This is a genomic window from Curtobacterium aurantiacum (assembly GCF_018598555.1).
GTDB classification, from domain to species: Bacteria; Actinomycetota; Actinomycetes; order Actinomycetales; family Microbacteriaceae; genus Curtobacterium; species Curtobacterium aurantiacum.
This window is the reverse complement of the sequence record NZ_JAHEWN010000031.1, coordinates 1-21,600: the sequence shown is the minus strand read 5'-3', so window position 1 is coordinate 21,600 and position 21,600 is coordinate 1. Positions and strand designations below refer to the sequence as shown.

The window sequence follows — 21,600 nt, the reverse complement described above, 5'->3', positions numbered from 1 at the left end:
CGACGGACGGGAGGCGCGGTGCCAGCTGGCACCGCGCCTCCCGTTCGTTCGTCCCCCGTTCGGCATCCCCCCATCGAAATGCCGACCTGACGAGCGAGCGCGAGCCTGGCAGAGTGGTGACACCGGCCGACGCGCTGGTTCAGTTTTATCATGTCTGAGACAGATGTGAGAGTGGGGACACGTGATCGAGTACAACGACGACGACGCACACCGTCGGGAACTGTCGCGGAAACTGCAGCTCCTGATGGACGTCGTCGAGGCCAACTCGGGCCAGCGACCCCCGTACAAGGAGATCGCCGCCGAGATCGAGGCGCAGGGTGCGTCGATGAGCCGACCGCGGTGGGGCTACATGCTCGGCGGCAACGGACCGGCCGTCCGTGACCAGCGACTCCTGGCGGCCCTGGCGACCTACTTCGGCGTCCCGGCGGAGTACCTGACCGACGCTGCCGGCAACACGGACGTGCCCGAGCGGGTGCAGGCACAGCTCGAACTCGTGCTCGAGCTGCGCAAGCGCGAGGTCGTCGCGTTCGCCACCCGGCGACTGGGCGAGTTCGCCTCGGCGGACGAGATCCGCGACTTCACCGAGCACCTGCGTCGGCTCGACGAGTCGGGCGGCACCCCGTGAGCGGGTACCGCGACCGCTTCGGTGCCCTGCGCCGACAGACCGAGGCCCGCCGTCGCGTGCAGCGCCTCGGACTCCCCCGCCGCCTGACCCTGCCGGAGCTGACCGCCCGTGCCGAGGCGGCGCTCGGCAAGCCCATCCACGTGCGCACCACCGAGTTGCCGGGAGACCTGTCCGCACGGCTCATCCAGCGCACCGACCACGCACTGCTCGAGACGCGCCCCGGGCTGTCCGAGCGCTCCCGGGTGGCCTGCGTGCTGCACGAGCTCGCCCACGTGTTCATGGACGACACCGGCTGCGACCACCAGGCGTACACGGGGCTGCTCAGCGGCCGGACGGCCTTCACCCGCTCGCTGGACACCCCGCACGAGCAGGCCGTCGAACTCGTCGCCGACCAGCTGGCGCTGCGGATCGGGCTGCTCGACCCCGAGGGCCAGCCCGGGATCTTCCGGTGATCCGGTGACGCTGCACGTCTGGGGATCGATCCCGGTCTGGCTCATCCTGACGGTGCTCGTCGTCCGGCTGTTCCTGGTGCGAACCCAGTCGGCCAGCGTCACCTGGCTGATGGTCTGCTGCAGCTTCGTCGCCGTCGGTCTGACGATCAACCAGCCCGACGTCACGACGTTCCTCGCCGGGGTGACGCACGTGCCGAACATCGCCGATCTGATCGGCCGCTGCCTGATGGTGTGCGGCATGTTCGCGCTCGCACAGTCGGTCGAGGCCGCCGCGCGCTCCGCCAAGCTCCTCCGTGCGAGCCGCATCATCGGCTGCGTGCTCGTGCTCATCGCCCTCGTCGTGCTGTTCGCGTTCATCGACGCACCGACCCCGACCGCGGAGTTCATGGTGGTCTACGGCGACCAGCTGCCGACCGCGCTGTACTCGGCCGTCGAGATGACCTACATCGCCATCGTGATCGCCCGCTCGGCCGTCGCCGTGCTGCGCGGGTTCCGGAGCGGCGACGGACTCGGCCGCCTCTACTGGCTCTTCGTGGTCGGCGCGGCCGGCCTCGTGCTGCTCGCCGGCATCGCGATCGCCCTCGACGCCGTGCACGTCGCCGGCGCGGACGGTGCGGTCGGGGTCCTGTCGAAGCTCTACACCCCGGTGTTCCTCGGCTCGATGGTCCTGCTCGCCATCGGAGCGGCCGGTGGCGTGCTGCCCGACGCCGCACGCGAGTTCCGCGACTGGCGGGCCGCCCGACGCCGGTTCCGCGCGCTCGAGCCGGAACTCCGCCGACTCGAAGCGGCATCGGGCAACACCGGGCTCTACTTCACGATCGTGTGGCAGCGTCGCCAGTGGCGGAGTCGGCAGCACCGACTGTCCGTCGAGATCGAAGACCGCGCGCGCGAGGCCGGACAGGCAGTGCCGGCCGCTGCGACGCTCACCACGGCACGACTCAGGGAGATCACATGACCGGCGCACGCATCACCGCACTCGGCACCGCGGCGGGGGCGGTGGGCACGCTCGGGCTCGGCGCCTTCGTCGCCCGACGCCTGCTGTTCCCGACGCCGTACACCGCGACCGCCACGGTCCGCAGTGCCACGGACACCGAGGTCGAGCTGACCGCCACCCGCGACACCCGCCTGCCGGGCACCTACGACCTGCAGCGCGACGGCGCCCGGGTGCAGGTCGGTGCGATCATCGCCGCGAGCAGCGAGAGCGGTCCGACCACCGAGAGCGGGGCGAGCAGCGACAGCGTCCGCCGCAGCGTCACCGGCCCCGTGGCGACCGGCGCGTGGGGCTGGGACGCCCTGCGGTACGACGGACCGGATGACGTGCCCGGCACCGAGCCCGAGGCCGCCACGACCCACGTGGTTCACGTGCCCGGGCAGTCCCTCGGCCCACGGCAGGTCCTCCGCGGCGTCGGGGTCTGGCGATCGCTCGGCGCCTCGTCCGAGGTCATCGACACCACCGACCTGCCGCTGCGCTCCCTCGACCCCGGCGCCGCCGACCGCATCGTCGCTGCCGTCCGCGCCGCCCGCGCCCGCGGTGCACAGCGCGTCGTGCTGCAGGGCTGGTCCGCCGGCGCGCTCGCCTGCTCGGTCGCCGCCGCACGCGTCGACGTCGACGGACTCGTGGTGGTGTCACCCCTGCTCGACGTCGCCTCGGCACTCCGTGGAGCCGTCCGCGGTGCGCACCTGCCCGCCTTCGTCGGCACCGTCGCGGCCCGCATCGCGACGACGAACGTGCTGTCCCGCCTCGCCGGGGCCCCGACGCCCGTGACGACGACCACCTGGCAGGACTCCGCGACGCCGACGCTGCTGATCCACTCCGACGCGGACGCCCTGGTCGCCGTCGATGACGTCACAGCGGTGGCCGCGCGACAGGGTGCCACCACCGTCGCGTTCCGCACGGCACCGCACACCCTCGAGTGGAACGAGGACCCGGAGCGCTGGGAGCGCGCCGTCCGCGACTTCGCCGCACGACTGACCGACGCAGCCTGACGCCACCCCGGACGTGCAACGGCCCCGGTCTGCGAACAGACCGGGGCCGGCTGCGTCTCGACCCGTTGGGGGGAACCGGTCGAGCGCGACGCGCGAGGAGTTGGGGGGAACGTCTCGCGCGTTGTCATCACAGTACCCCCGGACGGGGGCCGATGGACACAATGACGCGCAGATCGGCCGACGCGGGATCTGGAAGCGACCCGAGAACGGACAGGAGGCCCGGTGCCAGCTGGCACCGAGCCTCCTGTTCGTGGAGTGTCAGGTCCTAGGACTCGATCTCGCCCTGGGGCGCGTCGGTCGCGGCCTCGACCGCGGCCGCACCGGCGAGGACCTCCTCGCGGCCCGGCTGACGCCCGGTCTCGAAGTGGAACGCACCGTCGACGAAGTCGACCTTCACGTGGTCGCCCGCGTTGAGCTCACCCTGCAGGATGTGCTCGGACAGCTGGTCCTCGACCTCGTGCTGCATCGCGCGACGCAGGGGGCGAGCACCCAGGGACGGGTCGAACCCGACCTTGATGAGCTGCTCCTTGGCCGGCAGCGTGAGCTCGATGGTCATGTCGCGGTCGAGCAGGCGGTCCGCCAGACGCTTCACGAACAGGTCCACGATCTGCAGCAGCTCGGGCTGCGACAGCTGCGGGAACACGATCGTGTCGTCGACGCGGTTCAGGAACTCGGGCTTGAAGTGCTTCTTCAGCTCCTCGTTGACCTTGCCGCGCATGCGGTCGTAGCCGACGGCCGAGTCACCCTCGACCTGGAAGCCCACCGGGCCACCGGCGATGCCCTGCGAACCGAGGTTCGTGGTCATGATGATGACGGTGTTCTTGAAGTCGACCACGCGGCCCTGACCGTCGGTGAGACGGCCTTCCTCGAGCACCTGCAGCAGCGAGTTGAAGATGTCCGGGTGGGCCTTCTCGATCTCGTCGAACAGGACCACGGAGAACGGCTTGCGGCGCACCTTCTCGGTGAGCTGGCCGCCCTCCTCGAACCCGACGAACCCGGGAGGGGCACCGAACAGGCGGGACACGGTGTGCTTCTCACCGAACTCCGACATGTCGAGGGAGATCAGCGCACCCTCGTCGTCGAACAGGAACTCGGCGAGGGCCTTGGCGAGCTCGGTCTTCCCGACGCCCGTGGGGCCGGCGAAGATGAACGAGCCGGAGGGACGGTTCGGGTCCTTCAGACCGGCACGGGTGCGGCGGATGGTCTTGGACAGCGCCGAGATGGCCTCTTCCTGACCGATGACGCGCTCGTGCAGTGCCTTCTCCATGAAGACGAGACGCGAGGTCTCCTCTTCGGTGAGCTTGAACACCGGGATGCCCGTGGCCTGCGCCAGGACCTCGGCGATGATGCCCTCGTCGACGGTGCCGGACGCGGCGACGTCACCCGCACGCCACTGCTTCTCGAGGCGGAGACGCTCGCCGAGGAGCTTCTTCTCCTCGTCGCGCAGGCTCGCGGCCTTCTCGAAGTCCTGCTCCTCGATGGCGGCTTCCTTCGACCCGCGGACCGTCGAGATCTTCTCGTCGAACTCGCGGAGCTCCGGCGGCGCCGACAGGATTGACAGACGCAGGCGCGCGCCGGCCTCGTCGATCAGGTCGATGGCCTTGTCCGGCAGGAAGCGGTCCTGCACGTAGCGGTCCGCCAGGTTCGCCGCGGAGACGATCGCACCGTCGGTGATGGACACCTTGTGGAACGCCTCGTACTTGTCGCGCAGGCCCTTGAGGATGTTGATCGTGTGCGGCAGCGACGGCTCGTTGACCTGCACCGACTGGAAGCGACGCTCGAGTGCGGCGTCCTTCTCGAAGTGCTTGCGGTACTCGTCGAGCGTGGTGGCACCGATGGTCTGGAGCTCACCGCGGGCGAGGAGCGGCTTGAGGATCGAGGCCGCGTCGATCGCGCCCTCGGCAGCACCGGCGCCGACGAGCGTGTGGATCTCGTCGATGAAGACGATGATGTCGCCGCGGGTGCGGATCTCCTTCGTGACCTTCTTGAGGCGCTCCTCGAAGTCACCGCGGTAGCGGGACCCGGCGATGAGCGAACCGAGGTCGAGCGAGTAGAGCTGCTTGTCCTTCAGCGTCTCGGGCACGTCGCCCTTGACGATCGCCTGGGCGAGGCCCTCGACGACGGCGGTCTTGCCGACGCCGGGCTCACCGATCAGGACGGGGTTGTTCTTGGAGCGGCGGGAGAGGATCTGCATGACCCGCTCCATCTCCTTCTCGCGCCCGATGACGGGGTCGAGCTTGCCGTCGCGCGCGGCCTGGGTGAGGTTCCGACCGAACTGGTCGAGGACCTGCGAACCCTGCTGCGCGTTCTGCTGCTGCTCGCCGCCGACGGCGACCGCTTCCTTGCCCTGGTAGCCGGACAGGAGCTGGATGACCTGCTGGCGCACCCGGTTCAGGTCGGCGCCGAGCTTCACGAGGACCTGGGCTGCGACACCCTCGCCCTCGCGGATCAGGCCGAGCAGGATGTGCTCCGTGCCGATGTAGTTGTGGCCGAGCTGCAGCGCCTCGCGCAGGGACAGCTCGAGCACCTTCTTGGCGCGCGGCGTGAACGGGATGTGCCCGGTCGGCTGCTGCTGGCCCTGCCCGATGATGTCCTGGACCTGCTCGCGCACGGCGTCGAGCGAGATGCCCAGCGACTCCAGCGCCTTGGCGGCGACGCCCTCGCCCTCGTGGATGAGGCCGAGGAGGATGTGCTCGGTGCCGATGTAGTTGTGGTTGAGCATCTTCGCTTCTTCTTGAGCGAGGACGACAACACGACGGGCCCGGTCGGTGAATCTCTCGAACATGTGCTCTCCCTTGGCCCCTGATGAGCGGAGCCGACGCTGTGCCGGTCTCGTGTGAGTCCGGCCAAGTACTTCGAGAGTAACCAGCGCTCCCCCCGGGGGCTGCCCCTGTTCGCCGTGGGCGTGACCAGGGTGCGTCTTGTGCGCAGTGAGCGAACGACGAGACGGATTGGAGGCCCGTGGCGGGATCGCCACGGGCCTCCAGTCCGCTTCTCGGTCGCGCTGGGTCAGGCGCGCCGCACCGCGCGACGCAGGTCCCGTCGGAAGCGGCGCGCGTCGACGCCGAGGGTGTCGAGGACGTCGTGCGCCGATCCGGCGAGCGGATCGTCGACCGAGTCGAGCACGGCGAGCACGACGTGGGGCGGTCGGATGCGGTCGGACCGACCGGCGATCGTGGCGGCGCGGGCGAGCACGCGGACGGCTGCCGGGGTGCAGGCGACACGGTCGTGCTCACCGGGACAGGTGGTGTGGGCGCCGACGAAGGCACGGACACCGGAGCGGACGCCGTCGGGGGTGACCCGGTGGGCGTCGAGGACCGGGCGGAACCGGGGCATGCCGGCACAGAGGGTGACGGCCGCGAGGAGCAGGTGCTCGGCGTCGACGAAGCCGAAGCCGGACTCGTGGGCCTCGAGGTCGGCGAGCAGCACGATCTCACGGCCGTGCCGGACGGAAGGGAGGGCGACGGAGAGCTGAGCAGTCTGCATGTATTCAGAATATCGCATACGGCCGTCGACGACCAGCCCGCGTCGGAGGTCCGCTCGGTACGATCCGCTCATGGAGCAGCCCGTCGTCGGCCTCGTCGTCCACCCGACCAAGAACGTGCAGGAGTCCGTCACGACCCTGCAGCGCTGGAACGCGTCCGGCCAGGGCGAACTGCTCGCCCGACGCGCGGATGCCCAGCGGATCGGCGGCGGTGTTGACGTGGTCGACGACGACGACTTCACCGACCGTGTCGACCTGGTCGTGGCGCTCGGCGGCGACGGCACCATGCTCGGCGCGATGCGGCTCGTGGCGAAGCGCCCGGTGCCCGTCCTCGGCGTGAACTACGGCAACGTCGGGTTCCTGGTGGAGATCGAGCCGCCCGAGCTCGAGATCGCGCTCTCCCGGCTGTCCGCCGGCGAGTACCAGCTCGAGCCGCACCACGCGCTCGAGGCCCGGTTGTCCTGGGGTGGTGCCCGCACCGACTACCTGGCGTTCAACGACCTGACCATCGTGCGACGGCCGGGCGCCGGGCAGGTGTCGGCCGACCTCAGCGTCGGGGGCCTCGGGTACGGGTACTACCGCGCCGATGCCATCGTGGCCGCGACCCCGGCCGGCTCCACCGCGTACAACTACGCCGCGGGCGGACCGGTCCTCTCCCCCGCACTGTCCGGCTCCGTGGTGACCCCGGTCGCGCCGATGGCCGGGATCGACCGCTCGGTGGTGCTCGCCGCACGGGAGCGCTACCGGTTCGACATCGCGGAGGGCACCAGGAGCGCCGCGCTCGAGGTCGACGGGCTCGTGGTCGGCGAGGTGGCCACCGGGGCCCAGATCGACATGCGGCTGCGGAAGGACGCCGGCAGTGTGGTGCGCCTCGACGCCGAGCGGCACGGACGCACCGGACGCGTGAAGCTCAGCCTGCTCGACCTGCCCGTGCGTCCGGACCAGCTCGTCGAGCTCATCCCGAGCGACCTGCGACAGAAGCTCCGGCGCGAGATCGACGACTGACGCCGCGTCGGCGCTGGCCCTGGCCCCGGTCCTGGGCCTGGGCCTGGTCCTGGCCCTGGTCCTGGTCCTGGCCCTGCCCCGGGAACGTGAATGGCCCGCTCGAGCAGTGCTCGAGCGGGCCGTCCCATCACCCCACCGGATCGTCTTCCCACAGAACGACCCGGTTTCCCCGCGCCGGCACGGGTGAACGTGCCGGCCGAAGTCCACTGACCTAGTCGGTCAGGTACAGCTGCATGTCCTGCGAGACCGCCTTGGCGAACAGGCGCAGCTTGGCGCGCGACTCCACCCGGCTGACGGCCTGGCGGGTCGTGTGCACGATCTTCGAGATCTCGTCGAGCGTCATCGGCTTGTCGTCGTCCAGGCCGTAGCGCATGCGGATGACGTTCGCCTCGTCGCTGGGCAGCTCGGCGACGATGGAGCGGATGTCGCGGTGCAGCAGCGTCGTCTCGGTGAGCTCGTTCGGGCTCGCGGCGTCCTCGTCCTCGATGAAGTCACCGAGCTCGCTGTCGTCGGAGTCGCCGACCACGGTGTGGATCGAGACCGGCTCGTGCGAGCGGCCCTTGAGGTCGACGAGTTCCTCGACGCTCATGCTCAGCTCGGCGGCGACTTCCTCCGGCATCGGCGCACGGCCGAGGTCGACGGTCAGGTCGCGCTCGGTGCGCGAGATCTTGTTGATGAGCTCGACGGTGTGCACCGGGATGCGGATCGTGCGCGCCTTGTCGGCGAGACCACGCGAGATCGCCTGGCGGATCCACCAGGTGGCGTAGGTCGAGAACTTGTACCCCTGCGTGAAGTCGAACTTCTCGACGGCACGGACCAGGCCGAGGTTGCCTTCCTGGATGACGTCCATGAAGGGCAGGCCACGCTGCGAGTACCGCTTGGCGATGCTCACGACGAGGCGGAGGTTCGAGGTGATCATGCGCTCCTTGGCGCGCTCACCGTCGCGGACGAGCCAGCGGAGTTCACGCTGCAGGGTCTTCGGCAGGCCCTTCTCGGTGGCGAGCTTCTCTTCGGCGAAGAGCCCGACCTCGATGCGGCGGGCGATCTGCGCTTCTTCCTCGGCGGTGAGGAGCGAGAGACGGCCGATGTGACGGAGGTAGTCGCCGACCTGGTCGACCGAGGCACCGCGGACACCGGCGAGCTGCTCGTCGGCCTCGACCTCGGTGTCGAGGGAGGTGGTGGCGGACTCGGCGGTCGCGGTCTTCGATGCCGATGCCTTCTTGGTGGCGGTGCGGCGGGTGGTGCTGGGTGCAGCCGTTGCGATCGTCATGGTGTTTCTCCCTGCGTTCGACGGTGATGGCTTCGTGGGGCGTTGCCGGGGGGTGCTGATGAGTAAAGCGGCCCGGAGGTGTACCCCACAAATCGTTCGGAGTGATTCTCAGGGTTCTCCGTGCTTCACCATCGGAACCGTCCCCCACGGGGTACAGCCCACCGACAGTCTGGTCCCCCATCAGGCCCCGGATCAAGCCGGAAGTGCCGTGTTTCCGGCGTTGCAGGCGTGTTTCACCAGCGTTTCCGGTCGTGTACCCCGGGCGACTGCGTACTCCGGACATGCAAAAGGGGTACGTCCGACCCGATCAGTGTGATCTGGTCGTCGTACCCCGAATACCGGATGGGTGGGGGTCACCAGGAGGGTTCGAGCCACCCGTCCCGGCGCTTGGACACCTCGAGGTCGGCGTCTCGGTCGAACTCGTCGTACTCGCTCTCGATGTCACCGACGAGGCTGCGTCCCGTGAAGGGTGTGGTTGTCATGTGGACGATGCTCACCCCGGCACGCGTCGGCGAGGTGAACGGTGCGTGACGGGTCGTCGGCGCTCAGACGTCGAGGTCGTCGACGGTCAGACGTCGAGGTCGTCGGCGCTCAGACGTCGAGGTCGTCGACGTCACCCTCGTCGTCGAGGGCTCCGTCGTCGCTGCCGACGGGCACGACGGACAGCCCGGACGCCGGGTGCCCGAAGGCGTCCTCCACGTCCAGGTCGTCGAGGTCGTCGACGCCGGCGGCGGACTCCGGGATGGTGGGCATGCGCGACAGGATCACACCATGCGGTGAACACGGGGTGAAGTGGATCGTGCGCGGGCGGCTACTCCGCCGAGGTCGGAGCCGGCGCGGGGCGACCGTGCTCACGCTCGAAGCGGGCGCGCTCCTCGGCCTCGACCTTGGCGTACGCGGCGCGCTCGGTGCGGTCTGCGCGCATGATCGCGCGCATCACGAACCAGAAGATCAGGCCGACGACGATGGTCGGCGTCAGGGCGAAGACGATCCCGCTTACGACTCCTTCAGGCACCCGAGCATCGTACCCCGACTATCTGTTCCGACCGGACTCGCAAGCTCGTCCGGGGCTGGCGTCGCGCAGCGCTGGCGCGCTGCCCTAAGCTCCAGCGCCCTTGACCAGCGGGAAGAGGATCGTCTCGCGGATGCCCAGGCCCGTGATGGCCATGAGCAACCGGTCGATCCCCATGCCCATGCCCCCCGACGGCGGCATCGCGTGCTCGAGGGCACGGAGGAACTCCTCGTCGACGCGCATCGCCTCGGGGTCACCGCCGGCCGCGAGCTTCGCCTGCTCCACGAACCGCTCGCGCTGCACGACCGGGTCGACGAGCTCGGAGTACGCCGTCGCGAGCTCGAACCCGCGGATGTACAGGTCCCACTTCTCGACGATCCCCGGACGGGTGCGGTGCTGCCGGGTGAGCGGTGACGTGTCGACCGGGAAGTTCATCACGAAGGTGGGGCGGTCGAGCGAGTCGATGACGAAGTGCTCCCAGAGCTCCTCGACGTACTTGCCGTGCGTGGCGTGCGCGACCTCGACCCCCTCGGCGTCGGCGAGCGCCTGCAGCTCGGACAGCGGGGTCTCCGGTGTGATCTCGCGTCCCGCCGCCTCGGACAGCGAGCCGTACATGTCGATGCGGGGCCACTCGCCACCCAGGTCGTAGGTGCTGCCGTCCGGCAGGGTCACCTCGAGCGGTCCGCCCGTGACCGCTCGGGTCGCGTTCTGCACGAGCTCCTGGGTCAGGTCGGCCATCTGCTCGTAGTTGCCGTACGCCTGGTACGCCTCGACCATCGCGAACTCGGGCGAGTGCGACGAGTCGGCGCCCTCGTTGCGGAAGTTGCGGTTGATCTCGAACACCCGGTCGATGCCACCGACGACGGCGCGCTTCAGGAACAGCTCGGGCGCGATCCGCAGGAACAGCTCGGTGTCGAAGGCGTTCGAGTGCGTCACGAAGGGCCTGGCCGAGGCGCCGCCGTGCTGGGTCTGCAGCATCGGGGTCTCGACCTCGAGGTACTCGTGCGCGGTGAAGGTCTGACGGAGCGACGCCATCACCGCGGCGCGGGCACGCACGGTGGCGCGGGCTTCGTCGCGGACGATGAGGTCGAGGTAGCGCTGACGGACCCGCGTTTCCTCGTTGAGCTCGTTGTGCAGGTTCGGCAGCGGCAGGATCGCCTTCGCCGCGATCGCCCAGTCGTCCACCATGATCGACAGCTCGCCGCGGCGCGAGGAGATCACGCGCCCGTGCACGAACACGTGGTCGCCGAGGTCGACGAACTCCTTCCAGCGGGCGAGGGACTCGTCCCCCACCTCGGCCAGGGAGACCATCGCCTGGATCCGGGAGCCGTCGCCGGACTGCAGGGACGCGAAGCAGAGCTTGCCGGTGTTCCGCGAGAACACCACACGACCCGCGATGCCGACGACGTCCTGGGTCTCCTCGCCGGTCTCCAGGTGCACGTACTGCTCGCGCACGGCCGGGATCGTCGTGGTGATCGGGAGCTCGGCGGGGTACGCCTCGATCCCCGACTCCAGCAGCTTCGCGCGCTTGTCGAGCCGGACCTGTCGCTGCTCGCTGGTCTCCTGCTCGGCCAGTGCGGCGGCGTCGGCGATCGCGGTGTCGGGGGTGACGGTCTCGTCGGTCATGCGGGTGCGGCTCCGATGGTCGTGGGGGTCGGGGGAAATGCTACCCGCGCCGCGGTCCCGCCCCCGAACCGTGCCCGCCCGGCCAACAGTTCCCGCCCCCTCGGCAGAACTGAGCGGTGGGTCCCGACCACCCCGGGCTGGAGCGCTGCCGGGCTGCCGGGCGGCCGGGCTGCCGGAGCCGAGACCGCGGTCACAACACCCCACCCGCGTCACGCCCACCGGTCACGAACTGGCGGCTTGAGCACCCGCAGCCGACAGGTCGTGACCATTCGGGCGAACTGAGCGGGGAGTCTTGGCCGCTCGAGCGCCCGGCCTCGTCTTCCTCCCCGCGACGCGGTCCCGCCCCCGACGGCTAGAGCGTCGACTGCCCGTCGGCCGCGGTGAGCGCGTTGTCGACGGCGGATCGGACGAGCGCGCCGAGCACGCGGCCCGGGTGCTCCACGCCGATGCCGGACAACGTGCCGGCTGACTGGTCGACGATCGCGGTGGAGAAGCTCACGGCCGCGCGGACCGCATCGGCGTACGCGTGCCGGTCCGCCTCGGCGACGACGAACGGTTCGGCGCCCATCTCGACCACGAGCGCCTGCGCGATCGGCAGCACCGGGGCCGGGGCGGTCACCGCGCAGTACGCGTCACGCAGCCGGGACAGGTCGACGCTGGTGCCGGTGAAGGCCATCGCCGGGTGGATCGCGAGCGGGATCGCACCGGCCGCCGTCGCCGGGGCGAGGATGCCGACGCCGTGGTCCGGGCTGGTGTGCACGACGAGCTGCCCGGGCTGCCAGATCCCGGCGTCCGCCAGGCCCTGCACGAGCGACGCGAGCTGGTCGTCCGGCACCGCGAGCAGCACGAGTTCGCTCCGCTCGACCAGGTCCGGTGTCGCGAGCACCGGAGCGCCGGGCAGCATGGCCTCGGCCCGGTCACGGCTCTCCTCCGAGACGGCGGTCACCCCGACGACCGCGTGCTCCGCGTTCGCCAGGGCTGCTCCGAGGACGGGTCCGACCCGCCCGGCGCCGACGATGCCGACGCCGAGACGCCCGGCCCTCACCGTGCGGCTCCGGTCGGTGGGACGTCGTCCCAGCCGGTAGGGACGGCGCCGGACCGGTGGTCCGCCGCCTGCCCGGCAGGGGCTCCGGACCCGTGCACGGTGTCGGCCGCAGCGTGCGTGGCGGCCGTGGGACGGGCCTCCCGTTCGCGCCAGCGGTGGGTGGTGTCGACCGCGGCCGCCTCGACGGCACGGCGGGTGGTCTCGGACCACAGACGCTGCGCGTCCTGCGCGTCGAGCGCACCGACGCGGGCCGAGACCGGGCCGGCCACGGTGTGCACGTGGACCGCGGCGAGGCGGAGTGCACGCTCGAGCGGACCCTGCTCGACCTTGACGCTCTGCACCCGGGGCAGCGGCACGATCACGAGCGAACGCCAGACGGCACCGAGCCGCAGCAGCACCGCGCCCTGGACGAAGCGGTAGCCGTTGCGCCGGAACGCGAACGGCCGCAACCAGGCGCCGCGACGCGGGGAGTGCACGAAGCCGCCGCGCTCCCCCGTGGTGGTGAGGCTGTCGTCGACGACGTTGACGGCTTCGGCGGAGCCTTCTCGCAGGGCTTCCTGCGAGGCCTCCGGGCCGGCGACGACGGTGCCGACGAGGCCCGGCAGGATGATGTCGAGGACCTCGCGCACGTCCGACGCGGTGCCGACGGGCAGCACGATCGACGACACCTGCTGGTTGCTCGAGGCGGCCCCGGCGGCGCTCGTCGCGCGGTTGATGCGGATGTCCCACCAGCCGAACGGACGCCACAGTAGTGGCTGCGCGACACTGACCGCGTGGATGCGGCCGGGCGGCAGCGTCTCGTTCGACGTCGAGACGAGGCCGTAGCCGATCCGGATGCCGTCGCGCGTCTCGGCGATCGTGTACTGCAGCGATCGTGAGAACTTGCGGACGTAGTAGCTGCCGGCGCCGAGCACCGCGGGGAACAGGCCGAACAGCACCGCGTACTCGCCGGTCAGGGCGACGCTGACGATCATCCCGGCGATGACGAGCACGAGGAACAGCGTCGTGCCGGACAGGAGCATCGAGGCGATCAACCGTCCGGGACGGACCTTGACGATGCGGGTGGCGTGCACGGCCGCCGGGTCGAGTTCGGGCGAGAACATCTCGTCGACGCGGTCCTGCAGGGCCCCGTTCGAGCGCCGCGACGGACCGCCGTGCCCGTCGTCGTCCTTGGCACCCGACGCCAGCACCAGGATCCGCTGCCGCAGGTCGTCGGCGGCGCGCGCCCCGAGGTAGGCGAGCTGCACGCTGGCGTCGTTGCCGGCCTGTGCGATCTCGAGCTTGGCGGTGCCGAACACCCGGGGCACCAGCGGCCGCTGGATGTTGATGCCCTGGATCCGGTCGAGCCGGGCCTTGCGGTGGTTCCGGAACAGCACGCCCGAGCGCACCTCGACGATCTCGCCGGTGACCCGGAACTCGTGCATCCGCCACGACAGGTAGAAGAGCCCGATCAGCACCAGGAGGAGCACCACGACGCCGAGCAGGACCCAGCCGACGACACCGTGCTCGTACACGTACCGGACGGGGTCGCCGTCCTCCTGCTGGTCGCCCGGGATGAAGAACTCGACGAGCTGGTCGCGCAGGCTGTTCAGCACGTAGCCGAGGATGACGATGAGGAAGATGCCGCCCTTGAGCAGCGGGGTGAGCGGGTGCAGGCGGTGCCACTCGCCGTCGGTCAGGGGTGCTGCGGCGGCCGCGTTGCCCGGGGTGGGCGGCGCGGGCGGTGCGGGTGGCGGGGTGCCGGGTCGGAAGGTCACGGACGACCCCTACAGCCCGGCGCGACGGGACTCGGCGAGCTCGACGAGCCGGTCGCGCAGTTCGTCGGCGTCCGCGGCCGGGACACCCGGGATGCGCACGTTGGTCGCGGCGGCGGCCGTGACGAACTTCAGCTCACTCATGCCGAGCGCCCGGTCGAGCGGACCCCGGGCGACGTCGACGAGCTGCATGCGGCCGTACGGGACCGCCGTGAAGCGCTGCCACATGAGCCCGCGGCGGACGACCAGGTCGTCGTCGCGGAGCGCGTAGCCGATGGCTCGGACCCGTCGGGGCGTGAGCGCCGCGGTGATCACCGTGATGACGGCGACCACGATGCCGATGACGAGCCAGACGGTGCCGGCGCCGGAACCGAAGCCGTCGTTCACGACGCCGATGAGCACGCAGCCAGCCGTGACGACGACGCCGATGACGAGCGTGGTGATGAGTTCGGTCCACGCGAGCTTCGGGGACACCCGGTGCCAGGTGGTCCCACCGAGGCCGAGGCCCGGCTCGTCGAGTCGTTCACGCGGCATCGCGGGCCTCCTGGGGTTGCGCGGTCAGTTCACCGTCGTCGAGCCGTTGCGCGGATCGTCGCGGTCGTCGTCGTCACCCGGGGGTGCGATGCACATGCGCTCCGCCACGAGTGCGCAGACCGTCAGGACGATCCCGCCCCCGACGGCGATCACGTTCGGCAGGGTCGAGCCTAGCGAAGGCGTCGCGGAACGGGTCAGCAGGTACAGCACGAGTCCGACGGCGAACCCGCCGAGCAGCGTGCCGCAGATGCTCGAGGCCTTCGCGAGCACGACGACCCGCGTCGCGTAGAGCGGGTCGACCGGACGCTCGCGTCGGGCGCCGTCGCGCGCGTGCCGGCGCACCGGGCGTGCCATGAGCACGACGGCGACGCCGATGAACGCGAGGGTGATGCCGAGCGGGATCGAGAACAGGAACGTCGGCAGCTGCCGCGAAGCCAGGACGGCGTCGAGCGCGAAACCGGCGACCACCGTCACGACGGCGATGCTGATCAGGGTGGAGGCACGGGTGGGCTTCATGCGCTGGTCGCGCTCCCCGCCGGCCGGGAGGCCCGTGTCGGCTCGTCGAAGAGGCGCGGCTGGTCGACGCGCTCGGTGTCGTCCCCCACCGCGGCCAGCAGGTCGGCCACCGGTCCGGCGCCGGGCAGGACGGCCCCGGGGTCGGCGTCGAGCCAGGGGGCGAGCACGAACGCGCGCTCCGCGGCCCGGGGGTGCGGCACGACCAGGGTGTCCGTGGTGATCCGCAGGTCGTCCACGGCGACGACGTCGAGGTCGAGGGTGCGGTCGCCCCACCGGACCTCGCGTGTCCGACCGTGGGCGTCCTCGATGCCGTGCAGGGCGTCGAGGAAGTCCTGCGGCTCGAGGTCGGTGTCGACCACCACGACGGCGTTGCGGTACCGGGGCTTCGACGTGTCGAGGCCGTCGACGGTCAGGGCGACGGACTCGACCTCGCGACTGGAGGCCACCGGCACGACACCGGGCAGCGCGGCGATCGCGGTGGCGGCGGCGCGGAGCGTGCTCCCGCGGTCGCCGAGGTTCGCACCGAGGGCGACGACCACCCGGTGGGTCATTCTTCTTCCTCGTCCGGCACGGTCGCGCCGCGGGTGCGCCGGATGGTGATCGAGACGTCCGTGAACGGCACGGTGATCGGGGCCTGCGGCTTGTGCACGGTGACCTCCGTCGCCAGGGCGGCACGGTGGGTCAGCACAGCCGCGGCGATGCGCTCGGCCAGCGTCTCGATCAGGTCGACCGGGTCGCGTTCGATCTCGGCGACGACCTGCTCGGCCAGCACGCCGTAGTGCACGGTGGCGTCGAGGTCGTCGCTGCCGGAGGCCGCACGGGCGTCGAGCTCCACGGCGACGTCGACGACGAAGTCCTGGCCGTCAGCGCGCTCGTGGTCGAAGACGCCGTGGTGCCCGCGGGCGCGGACCCCCGTGAGTCGGATGGTGTCGTTCACGATCGCGCTGCCCTCCAGGCATCCCAGACGTCGAGCACGGCACGGGTCGGTGCCGGGTCGTGCACGCGCACACCCCACGCGCCGCGTTCTGCGGCGAGCAGGCTGATGGCGGCGGTGGCGAGGTCGCGCTCCTTCGGCGGAGCGCCCTCGGGGCTCCCGACACCGTCGAGGAACCGCTTGCGCGAGGCGGCGACGAGCACGGGCAGACCGATCGAGGCGAACCGCTCGTACCCGGCCAGGATCTCCCAGTTCTGCACGCCGCGCTTGGCGAACCCGAGGCCCGGGTCGATGACGACCTGCTCCTGCCGGACCCCGAGCACGATGAGTTCCGCCACCCGGAGCTCGACCTCGCGCCGGACCTCCTCGACCGCATGGGTGTACTCGGCGTTGCGGTACATCCGGTCACTGTGCCCGCGCCAGTGCATGACGACGAACCCGACGCCGGTCGACGCCACGACCCGGGCCATGTCGGGGTCGGCGAGGCCGCCGGAGACGTCGTTGACGATCGCGGCGCCGAGGTCCACCGCGCGTTCGGCGGTTGCGGCGTTCATCGTGTCGACGCTGACCGGGATGCCCTCGGCGACGAGCTGCTGCACGACCGGCAGCACCCGTTCCTGCTCGACCGGCACGGGGACGCGCTCGGAGCCGGGGCGCGTGGACTCCCCACCGACGTCGATGACGTCCGCGCCGGCGGCCACGAGGTCCCGCGCGTGCTGCACGGCTGCGTCGTAGGCCTGGTGCAGACCGCCGTCGCTGAACGAGTCCGGCGTGACGTTGAGGATGCCCAGCACGCGGGTGCGGTCCTCGGCAGGGCCACCCCGGTCACGGCGACGACCGGTCACGACCTCCGGCACCGGCTGGGGTGCGCGGAGGTCGATCGCGACCGTCGCCGGTTCGGCGGCGGCTGCGCGAGCACGACTCACCTCGGCGAGTCGACGCTCTCGTCGCGTCGGCAGCTCGGTCATGCCGGCCTACGCGGGGGCGATACCCGGGTTGCCGAACGGACGGCGACGGGGCTTCGAGGTCTCGGAGCCCGACGCGTCGTCCGCTGCGGTCGAGGCAGCCTGTCCGGGCACCTGGATCGCGGGCAGGTTGCTCACCGGGCGCCGGTCGCTGGAGAGCCACTGCGGGCGCTCCGGCAGCTTGCGGACGTCCTTGAAGATCTCCACGAGCTCCGGGGCGTCGAGCGTCTCCTTCTCGAGGAGCTCACCCGCCAGGCGGTCGAGGATGTCGCGGTTGTCGTTGAGCACCTGGTAGGCCTCGTCGTGCGCGGCCTCGAGCAGGGCACGGGTCTCGGCGTCCACCGTCTGGGCGATGTTCTCCGAGTAGTCCCGGCCGGTGCCACCGCTCATGTCGCGGCCGACGAACGGCTCGCTGGAACCGGAGCCGAGCTTGACCGACCCGACGGCCTGGCTCATGCCGTACTCGGTGACCATCTTGCGGGCGGTGCCGGTGGCCTTCTCGATGTCGTTCGAGGCGCCGGTGGTGGGGTCGTGGAACACGATCTCCTCGGCGACGCGACCACCCATGGCGTAGGTGAGCTGGTCGAGGAGCTCGTTGCGGGTGACCGAGTACTTGTCCTCGAGCGGGAGCACCATCGTGTAGCCGAGGGCACGGCCGCGGGGCAGGATCGTGATCTTCGTGACCGGGTCGGTGTGCCGCATCGCCGCCGCCGCCAGGGCGTGGCCGCCCTCGTGGTAGGCGGTGATCAGGCGCTCCTGGTCGGACATGATCCGGGTGCGACGCTGCGGACCGGCCATCACGCGGTCGACGGCCTCGTCGAGGGCGCGGTTGTCGATGAGCTGCGCGTTCGAGCGGGCGGTCAGCAGGGCTGCCTCGTTCAGGACGTTCGCCAGGTCGGCACCGGTGAAGCCCGGCGTCTTGCGGGCGAGCAGCTCGAGGTCGACGCTCGCGGCGAGCGGCTTGCCCTTCGCGTGCACCTCGAGGATCTGCTTGCGGCCGGCGAGACCCGGGGCGTCGACACCGATCTGGCGGTCGAACCGGCCGGGGCGCAGGAGCGCGGGGTCGAGCACGTCGGGACGGTTCGTCGCGGCGATGAGGATGACGTTCGTCTTGCCGTCGAAGCCGTCCATCTCGACGAGGAGCTGGTTCAGCGTCTGCTCGCGCTCGTCGTTGCCACCGCCGATGCCGGCACCACGGTGCCGACCGACGGCGTCGATCTCGTCGATGAAGACGATGGCCGGCGAGTTCGCCTTGGCCTGCTCGAAGAGGTCACGGACACGGCTCGCACCGACACCGACGAACATCTCGACGAAGTCCGAACCGGAGATCGAGTAGAACGGCACACCGGCTTCACCGGCGACGGCGCGGGCCAGCAGGGTCTTGCCGGTTCCGGGAGGGCCGTAGAGCAGCACGCCCTTCGGGATCTTCGCCCCGACGGCCTGGAACTTCGCGGGCTCCTTGAGGAACTCCTTGATCTCGTGCAGTTCCTCGATCGCCTCGTCGGCACCCGCGACGTCGGCGAACGACACCTGCGGGTTCTCCTTGTTGTTGATCTTGGCCTTCGACTTGCCGAACTGCATGACCTTCGAGCCGCCGCCCTGGGCGCTCGAGAGCAGGAACCAGAACAGGGCACCGATGATCAGGAACGGCAGCAGGATGCCGAGCAGCGACAGGAACCAGTTGCCCGTGTTCACGTGGTCGTCGTAGCCCTTGGGCAGGTTGGCGTCGTTGACCGCCTGGATGACCTCTTCACCGCGGGGCGTGGAGTAGTAGAACTGCTCCTGCTTGTCGCCGTCGCGGGTGATCATGTCGACCCGCTGCTCGGTGGAGTTCACGATGACGGACGAGATCTTGCCGTCGGCGAGCTGCTCGAGACCCTTCTGGGTGCTGATCTCTTGCGTGCTGCCCTGGCTGATGACGCTCCAGCCGATGAAGATGCCCGCCAGCGCGATCAGCACGTAGAGGTACGGGCCGCGGAAGATGCGCTTGAAGTTCATGTGATCCGGGCGTGAGTGCCCGACACCTTTCTCTGCCGAAGTTGCGTGCTGATCAGCATACGGCTGCGATTCTGTGGCGAGAATGGGTGTCCTCTGCGGGCGAACTCACCCCCGGGCCAGAGTCCGCCGAGCGTGCACCGAGCGCCGCGGAACGCCCGTCAGGAGTAGACGTGCGGCGCGAGGACGCCGACGCCGCGCAGGTTGCGGTAGCGCTCGTCGTAGTCCAGGCCGTACCCGACGACGAACGCGTCGGGGATGTCGAAGCCGACGTACTTGACGTCGACCTCGACCTTGGCGGCTTCGGGCTTGCGCAGCAGGGCGACGATCTCGACGCTCGCGGCACCGCGGGACTGCAGGTTCTGCTTGAGCCAGGACAGCGTCAGACCGGAGTCGATGATGTCCTCGACGATCAGGACGTCGCGGCCGTGCAGGTCGGTGTCGAGGTCCTTGAGGATCCGCACCACGCCGGACGACTTCGTGCCGGAGCCGTACGACGACACCGCCATCCAGTCCATCCGCGCCTGCATCTTGAGGTGGCGCGAGAAGTCCGCCATCACCATGACGGCACCCTTCAGCACCCCGACGAGCAACGGGTCGCGGCCCGCGTAGTCGGCGTCGACCGCCGCCGCGAGTTCGGCGAGCTTCTCGTCGATCTGCTCGGGGGTGAAGAGCACTTCGGACAGGTCTGACTGGACGTCGGAGAGTTCCACCACGCCAGCCTAACCGGCGCTGAACTCGATCCGGTCGCCGGTCCGCGTCGCACGGACCCCCGGCAGGTCGATCGGCCCCTGTCCGCTCCAGTCCGTGACGAGCCGGCAGACCTCGAGCGTCTGCACGCGCGACAGCGTCACCCCGAACTCGCTCTCCACCGCCAGGCGCACGAGTCGCTGCCGGAGCGCCGGCGGGTTCGCCCCGAGCGCCCGCACCGACAGCGAGATCCCCGCCTCGGAGTGCTCGGCGATGTCCTCCGCGATCTCCTCGGCGAAGTGGTCGAGCGCCGCGGAGTCCTCGCGCAGCTGGTCGGCCGTGCGGGCCAGAGCCTCGGGCACCCCGGCCCCGAGCTCCCGTTCGAGCAGCGGCAGCAGCGTGTTCCGCACCCGCACCCGCGCGTACGCGGGGTCGTCGTTCTGCGGGTCGTGCCACGGCGCCAGCCCCGCTGCGGCGCACGCCTGCCGGGTCGCGTGGCGCCGGACCGACAGGAGCGGCCGGCCGTAGGCCGGACCGTCGTCGCGCCGCGCGAGCGGCTGCATGCCGGACAGGCTGTCCGGCCCGCTGCCGCGCAGCAGGCCGAGCAGTACCGTCTCGGCCTGGTCGTCCAGGGTGTGGCCCAGCAGCACCAGGGGCGACCCGGTGGCGGTCGCGACCTCGGCGATCGACGCGTGACGGGCCTCCCGGGCGGCGCCTTCCGGACCGCCGTCGGAGCCAACCGCGACCCTGCGGACCGTCACCGGGTCGAGTCCCAGCTCGGATGCCTGCCTGGAGGCGCGGCTCGCGACCGCCTCGGAGCCCGCCTGGAGTGCGTGGTCCACGACCACCGCCCCGGCCCGCAGACCCTGCTTGCCCGCCTCGAACGCGGTGGCCGCCGCCAGGGCGAGCGAGTCCGGTCCGCCGCTCAGTGCGACGAGGACCAGGTCGCCCGCGGCGACCACGCCGTCGTCGAGGGCTGCGGCGAGCAGGTCGCGGACCGCCAGGCGGGTCTCGGCGACGGCGGGGTCGAGCCGGGGACGCGGAGAGTTCACCCGGTAACGTTAGCCGCGCTTTCGCAACACACGACAGTCCCCGAAGCAGACACAGGAGCGCAACATGGCCGCGTACGACGTCGTCGTCGAGATCCCCAAGGGCAGCCGCAACAAGTACGAGGTGGACCACGAGACCGGTCGCGTCTACCTCGACCGCGTGCTGTTCACCTCGTTCGTCTACCCCACCGACTACGGGTTCTTCGAGAAGACCCTGGCCGACGACGGTGACCCCGTGGACGCCCTGCTGCTGCTCGAGTTCCCGACGTTCCCCGGCGTCGGCGTCAAGGTCCGCCCCGTCGGCGTCTTCAAGATGAGTGACGAGGCCGGCAACGACGAGAAGGTCCTCGTCGTCCCCGCCAAGGACCCGCGCTGGGCGCACATCCAGGACATCTCGGACGTGCCGGAGCAGACGAAGGCCGAGATCGCGCACTTCTTCGAGCGCTACAAGGACCTCGAGCCGAACAAGTGGGTCAAGGCCGAGGGCTGGGGCGACGCCGCCGAGGCCGAGCGCATCGTGCAGGCCGGTCAGGCCGCGTACGTGCCCGCTGGTCACTGACGATCCGCTGACGACGAACGGCGCCCGCTCTCCATCGGAGGGCGGGCGCCGTTCTGTGTCGTGCGCGGGGCGGCGTGCGGGGCGGCGCGGGGGCGCGGG

23 protein-coding genes are annotated in these 21,600 nt (G+C 70.8%); 6 read left to right on the top strand and 17 right to left on the bottom strand.

Features of this window, described 5'->3' with window-relative positions; translation table 11 throughout:
- Positions 1–181: 181 nt before the first annotated feature.
- Genes KK087_RS17010 through KK087_RS16995 form a run of 4 tightly spaced genes read left to right on the top strand, consistent with a single transcriptional unit; the run spans position 182 to position 3,063 of the window.
- Positions 182–625: a hypothetical protein gene (locus KK087_RS17010; protein ID WP_214531628.1), complete on the top strand. Its 444-nt coding sequence runs from the start codon at positions 182–184 to the stop codon at positions 623–625.
- Positions 622–1,077, top strand: a complete 456-nt coding sequence (locus tag KK087_RS17005; protein WP_214566832.1) for a hypothetical protein — start codon at positions 622–624, stop codon at positions 1,075–1,077. The genes KK087_RS17010 and KK087_RS17005 overlap by 4 nt, the downstream gene beginning before the upstream one ends.
- Before the next feature lie 4 nt (positions 1,078–1,081).
- Positions 1,082–2,032, top strand: a complete 951-nt coding sequence (locus tag KK087_RS17000) for a hypothetical protein (RefSeq protein ID WP_214531626.1) — start codon at positions 1,082–1,084, stop codon at positions 2,030–2,032.
- Positions 2,029–3,063, top strand: a complete 1,035-nt coding sequence (locus tag KK087_RS16995) for a DUF8805 domain-containing protein (RefSeq protein ID WP_214566830.1) — start codon at positions 2,029–2,031, stop codon at positions 3,061–3,063. The genes KK087_RS17000 and KK087_RS16995 overlap by 4 nt, the downstream gene beginning before the upstream one ends.
- Before the next feature lie 265 nt (positions 3,064–3,328).
- On the opposite strand, the gene KK087_RS16990 is transcribed toward KK087_RS16995, so the two are convergent.
- Both KK087_RS16990 and KK087_RS16985 read right to left on the bottom strand, forming a co-directional pair.
- A complete protein-coding gene (locus tag KK087_RS16990) occupies positions 3,329–5,848 on the bottom strand; it encodes an ATP-dependent Clp protease ATP-binding subunit (RefSeq protein ID WP_214531624.1) in 2,520 nt (839 codons plus the stop codon).
- 224 nt (positions 5,849–6,072) lie between these two features.
- On the bottom strand, positions 6,073–6,549 hold the full coding sequence (locus KK087_RS16985; RefSeq protein WP_214531623.1) for a Clp protease N-terminal domain-containing protein: 477 nt from the start codon (positions 6,547–6,549) through the stop codon (positions 6,073–6,075).
- 70 nt (positions 6,550–6,619) lie between these two features.
- On the opposite strand from KK087_RS16985, the gene KK087_RS16980 reads away from it, so the two are divergent.
- Positions 6,620–7,552 (top strand): NAD(+)/NADH kinase, encoded by a 933-nt coding sequence (locus KK087_RS16980; protein ID WP_214566828.1) that lies wholly within the window; start codon positions 6,620–6,622, stop codon positions 7,550–7,552.
- Between the two features lie 211 nt (positions 7,553–7,763).
- Here KK087_RS16980 and KK087_RS16975 read toward each other — a convergent pair whose 3' ends face one another.
- The 15 genes from KK087_RS16975 to tilS form a co-directional block, all read right to left on the bottom strand.
- Complete coding sequence (locus KK087_RS16975; protein ID WP_194630917.1) at positions 7,764–8,822, bottom strand: sigma-70 family RNA polymerase sigma factor; 1,059 nt, start codon at positions 8,820–8,822, stop codon at positions 7,764–7,766.
- Positions 8,823–9,175: 353 nt separating this feature from the next.
- Entirely contained in the window at positions 9,176–9,304 is a 129-nt protein-coding gene (locus KK087_RS17740) for a hypothetical protein (protein WP_267239042.1), read from the bottom strand.
- Between the two features lie 109 nt (positions 9,305–9,413).
- Positions 9,414–9,575, bottom strand: a complete 162-nt coding sequence (locus KK087_RS16970; protein WP_214531621.1) for a hypothetical protein — start codon at positions 9,573–9,575, stop codon at positions 9,414–9,416.
- Between the two features lie 58 nt (positions 9,576–9,633).
- Complete coding sequence (locus tag KK087_RS16965) at positions 9,634–9,837, bottom strand: hypothetical protein (protein ID WP_071245264.1); 204 nt, start codon at positions 9,835–9,837, stop codon at positions 9,634–9,636.
- Positions 9,838–9,921: 84 nt separating this feature from the next.
- Positions 9,922–11,460 (bottom strand): lysine--tRNA ligase, encoded by a 1,539-nt coding sequence (lysS, locus tag KK087_RS16960; RefSeq protein ID WP_214531620.1) that lies wholly within the window; start codon positions 11,458–11,460, stop codon positions 9,922–9,924.
- 352 nt (positions 11,461–11,812) lie between these two features.
- Positions 11,813–12,505 carry a Rossmann-like and DUF2520 domain-containing protein gene (locus KK087_RS16955; protein WP_307860137.1) on the bottom strand — a complete coding sequence of 231 codons (693 nt, stop codon included), beginning with the start codon at positions 12,503–12,505 and terminating at the stop codon, positions 11,813–11,815.
- Entirely contained in the window at positions 12,502–14,262 is a 1,761-nt protein-coding gene (locus tag KK087_RS16950) for a PH domain-containing protein (protein WP_214566826.1), read from the bottom strand. The genes KK087_RS16955 and KK087_RS16950 overlap by 4 nt, the downstream gene beginning before the upstream one ends.
- A gap of 9 nt (positions 14,263–14,271) precedes the next feature.
- Positions 14,272–14,793, bottom strand: coding sequence for a PH domain-containing protein (locus KK087_RS16945; protein ID WP_214566824.1), 522 nt, complete (start codon positions 14,791–14,793; stop codon positions 14,272–14,274).
- Positions 14,794–14,817: 24 nt separating this feature from the next.
- Entirely contained in the window at positions 14,818–15,309 is a 492-nt protein-coding gene (locus KK087_RS16940) for a DUF3180 domain-containing protein (protein WP_214531694.1), read from the bottom strand.
- Positions 15,306–15,860, bottom strand: coding sequence for a 2-amino-4-hydroxy-6-hydroxymethyldihydropteridine diphosphokinase (folK, locus tag KK087_RS16935; RefSeq protein WP_214566822.1), 555 nt, complete (start codon positions 15,858–15,860; stop codon positions 15,306–15,308). The genes KK087_RS16940 and folK overlap by 4 nt, the downstream gene beginning before the upstream one ends.
- Positions 15,857–16,246, bottom strand: a complete 390-nt coding sequence (gene folB / locus KK087_RS16930; RefSeq protein WP_214531692.1) for a dihydroneopterin aldolase — start codon at positions 16,244–16,246, stop codon at positions 15,857–15,859. The genes folK and folB overlap by 4 nt, the downstream gene beginning before the upstream one ends.
- Positions 16,243–17,211 carry a dihydropteroate synthase gene (folP, locus tag KK087_RS16925; protein WP_214531691.1) on the bottom strand — a complete coding sequence of 323 codons (969 nt, stop codon included), beginning with the start codon at positions 17,209–17,211 and terminating at the stop codon, positions 16,243–16,245. Before folP ends, folB begins: the two co-directional genes overlap by 4 nt.
- 6 nt (positions 17,212–17,217) lie before the next feature.
- Positions 17,218–19,206, bottom strand: a complete 1,989-nt coding sequence (ftsH, locus tag KK087_RS16920; protein WP_214531690.1) for an ATP-dependent zinc metalloprotease FtsH — start codon at positions 19,204–19,206, stop codon at positions 17,218–17,220.
- Positions 19,207–19,364: 158 nt separating this feature from the next.
- A complete protein-coding gene (gene hpt / locus KK087_RS16915; RefSeq protein WP_214531689.1) occupies positions 19,365–19,916 on the bottom strand; it encodes a hypoxanthine phosphoribosyltransferase in 552 nt (183 codons plus the stop codon).
- A 9-nt stretch (positions 19,917–19,925) separates the two neighbouring features.
- Positions 19,926–20,945: a tRNA lysidine(34) synthetase TilS gene (gene tilS, locus KK087_RS16910; protein ID WP_214566820.1), complete on the bottom strand. Its 1,020-nt coding sequence runs from the start codon at positions 20,943–20,945 to the stop codon at positions 19,926–19,928.
- Between the two features lie 64 nt (positions 20,946–21,009).
- Here tilS and KK087_RS16905 point away from each other — a divergent pair, with 64 nt between their 5' ends.
- Complete coding sequence (locus KK087_RS16905) at positions 21,010–21,501, top strand: inorganic diphosphatase (RefSeq protein ID WP_111040210.1); 492 nt, start codon at positions 21,010–21,012, stop codon at positions 21,499–21,501.
- The last annotated feature ends 99 nt before the right edge of the window (positions 21,502–21,600 follow it).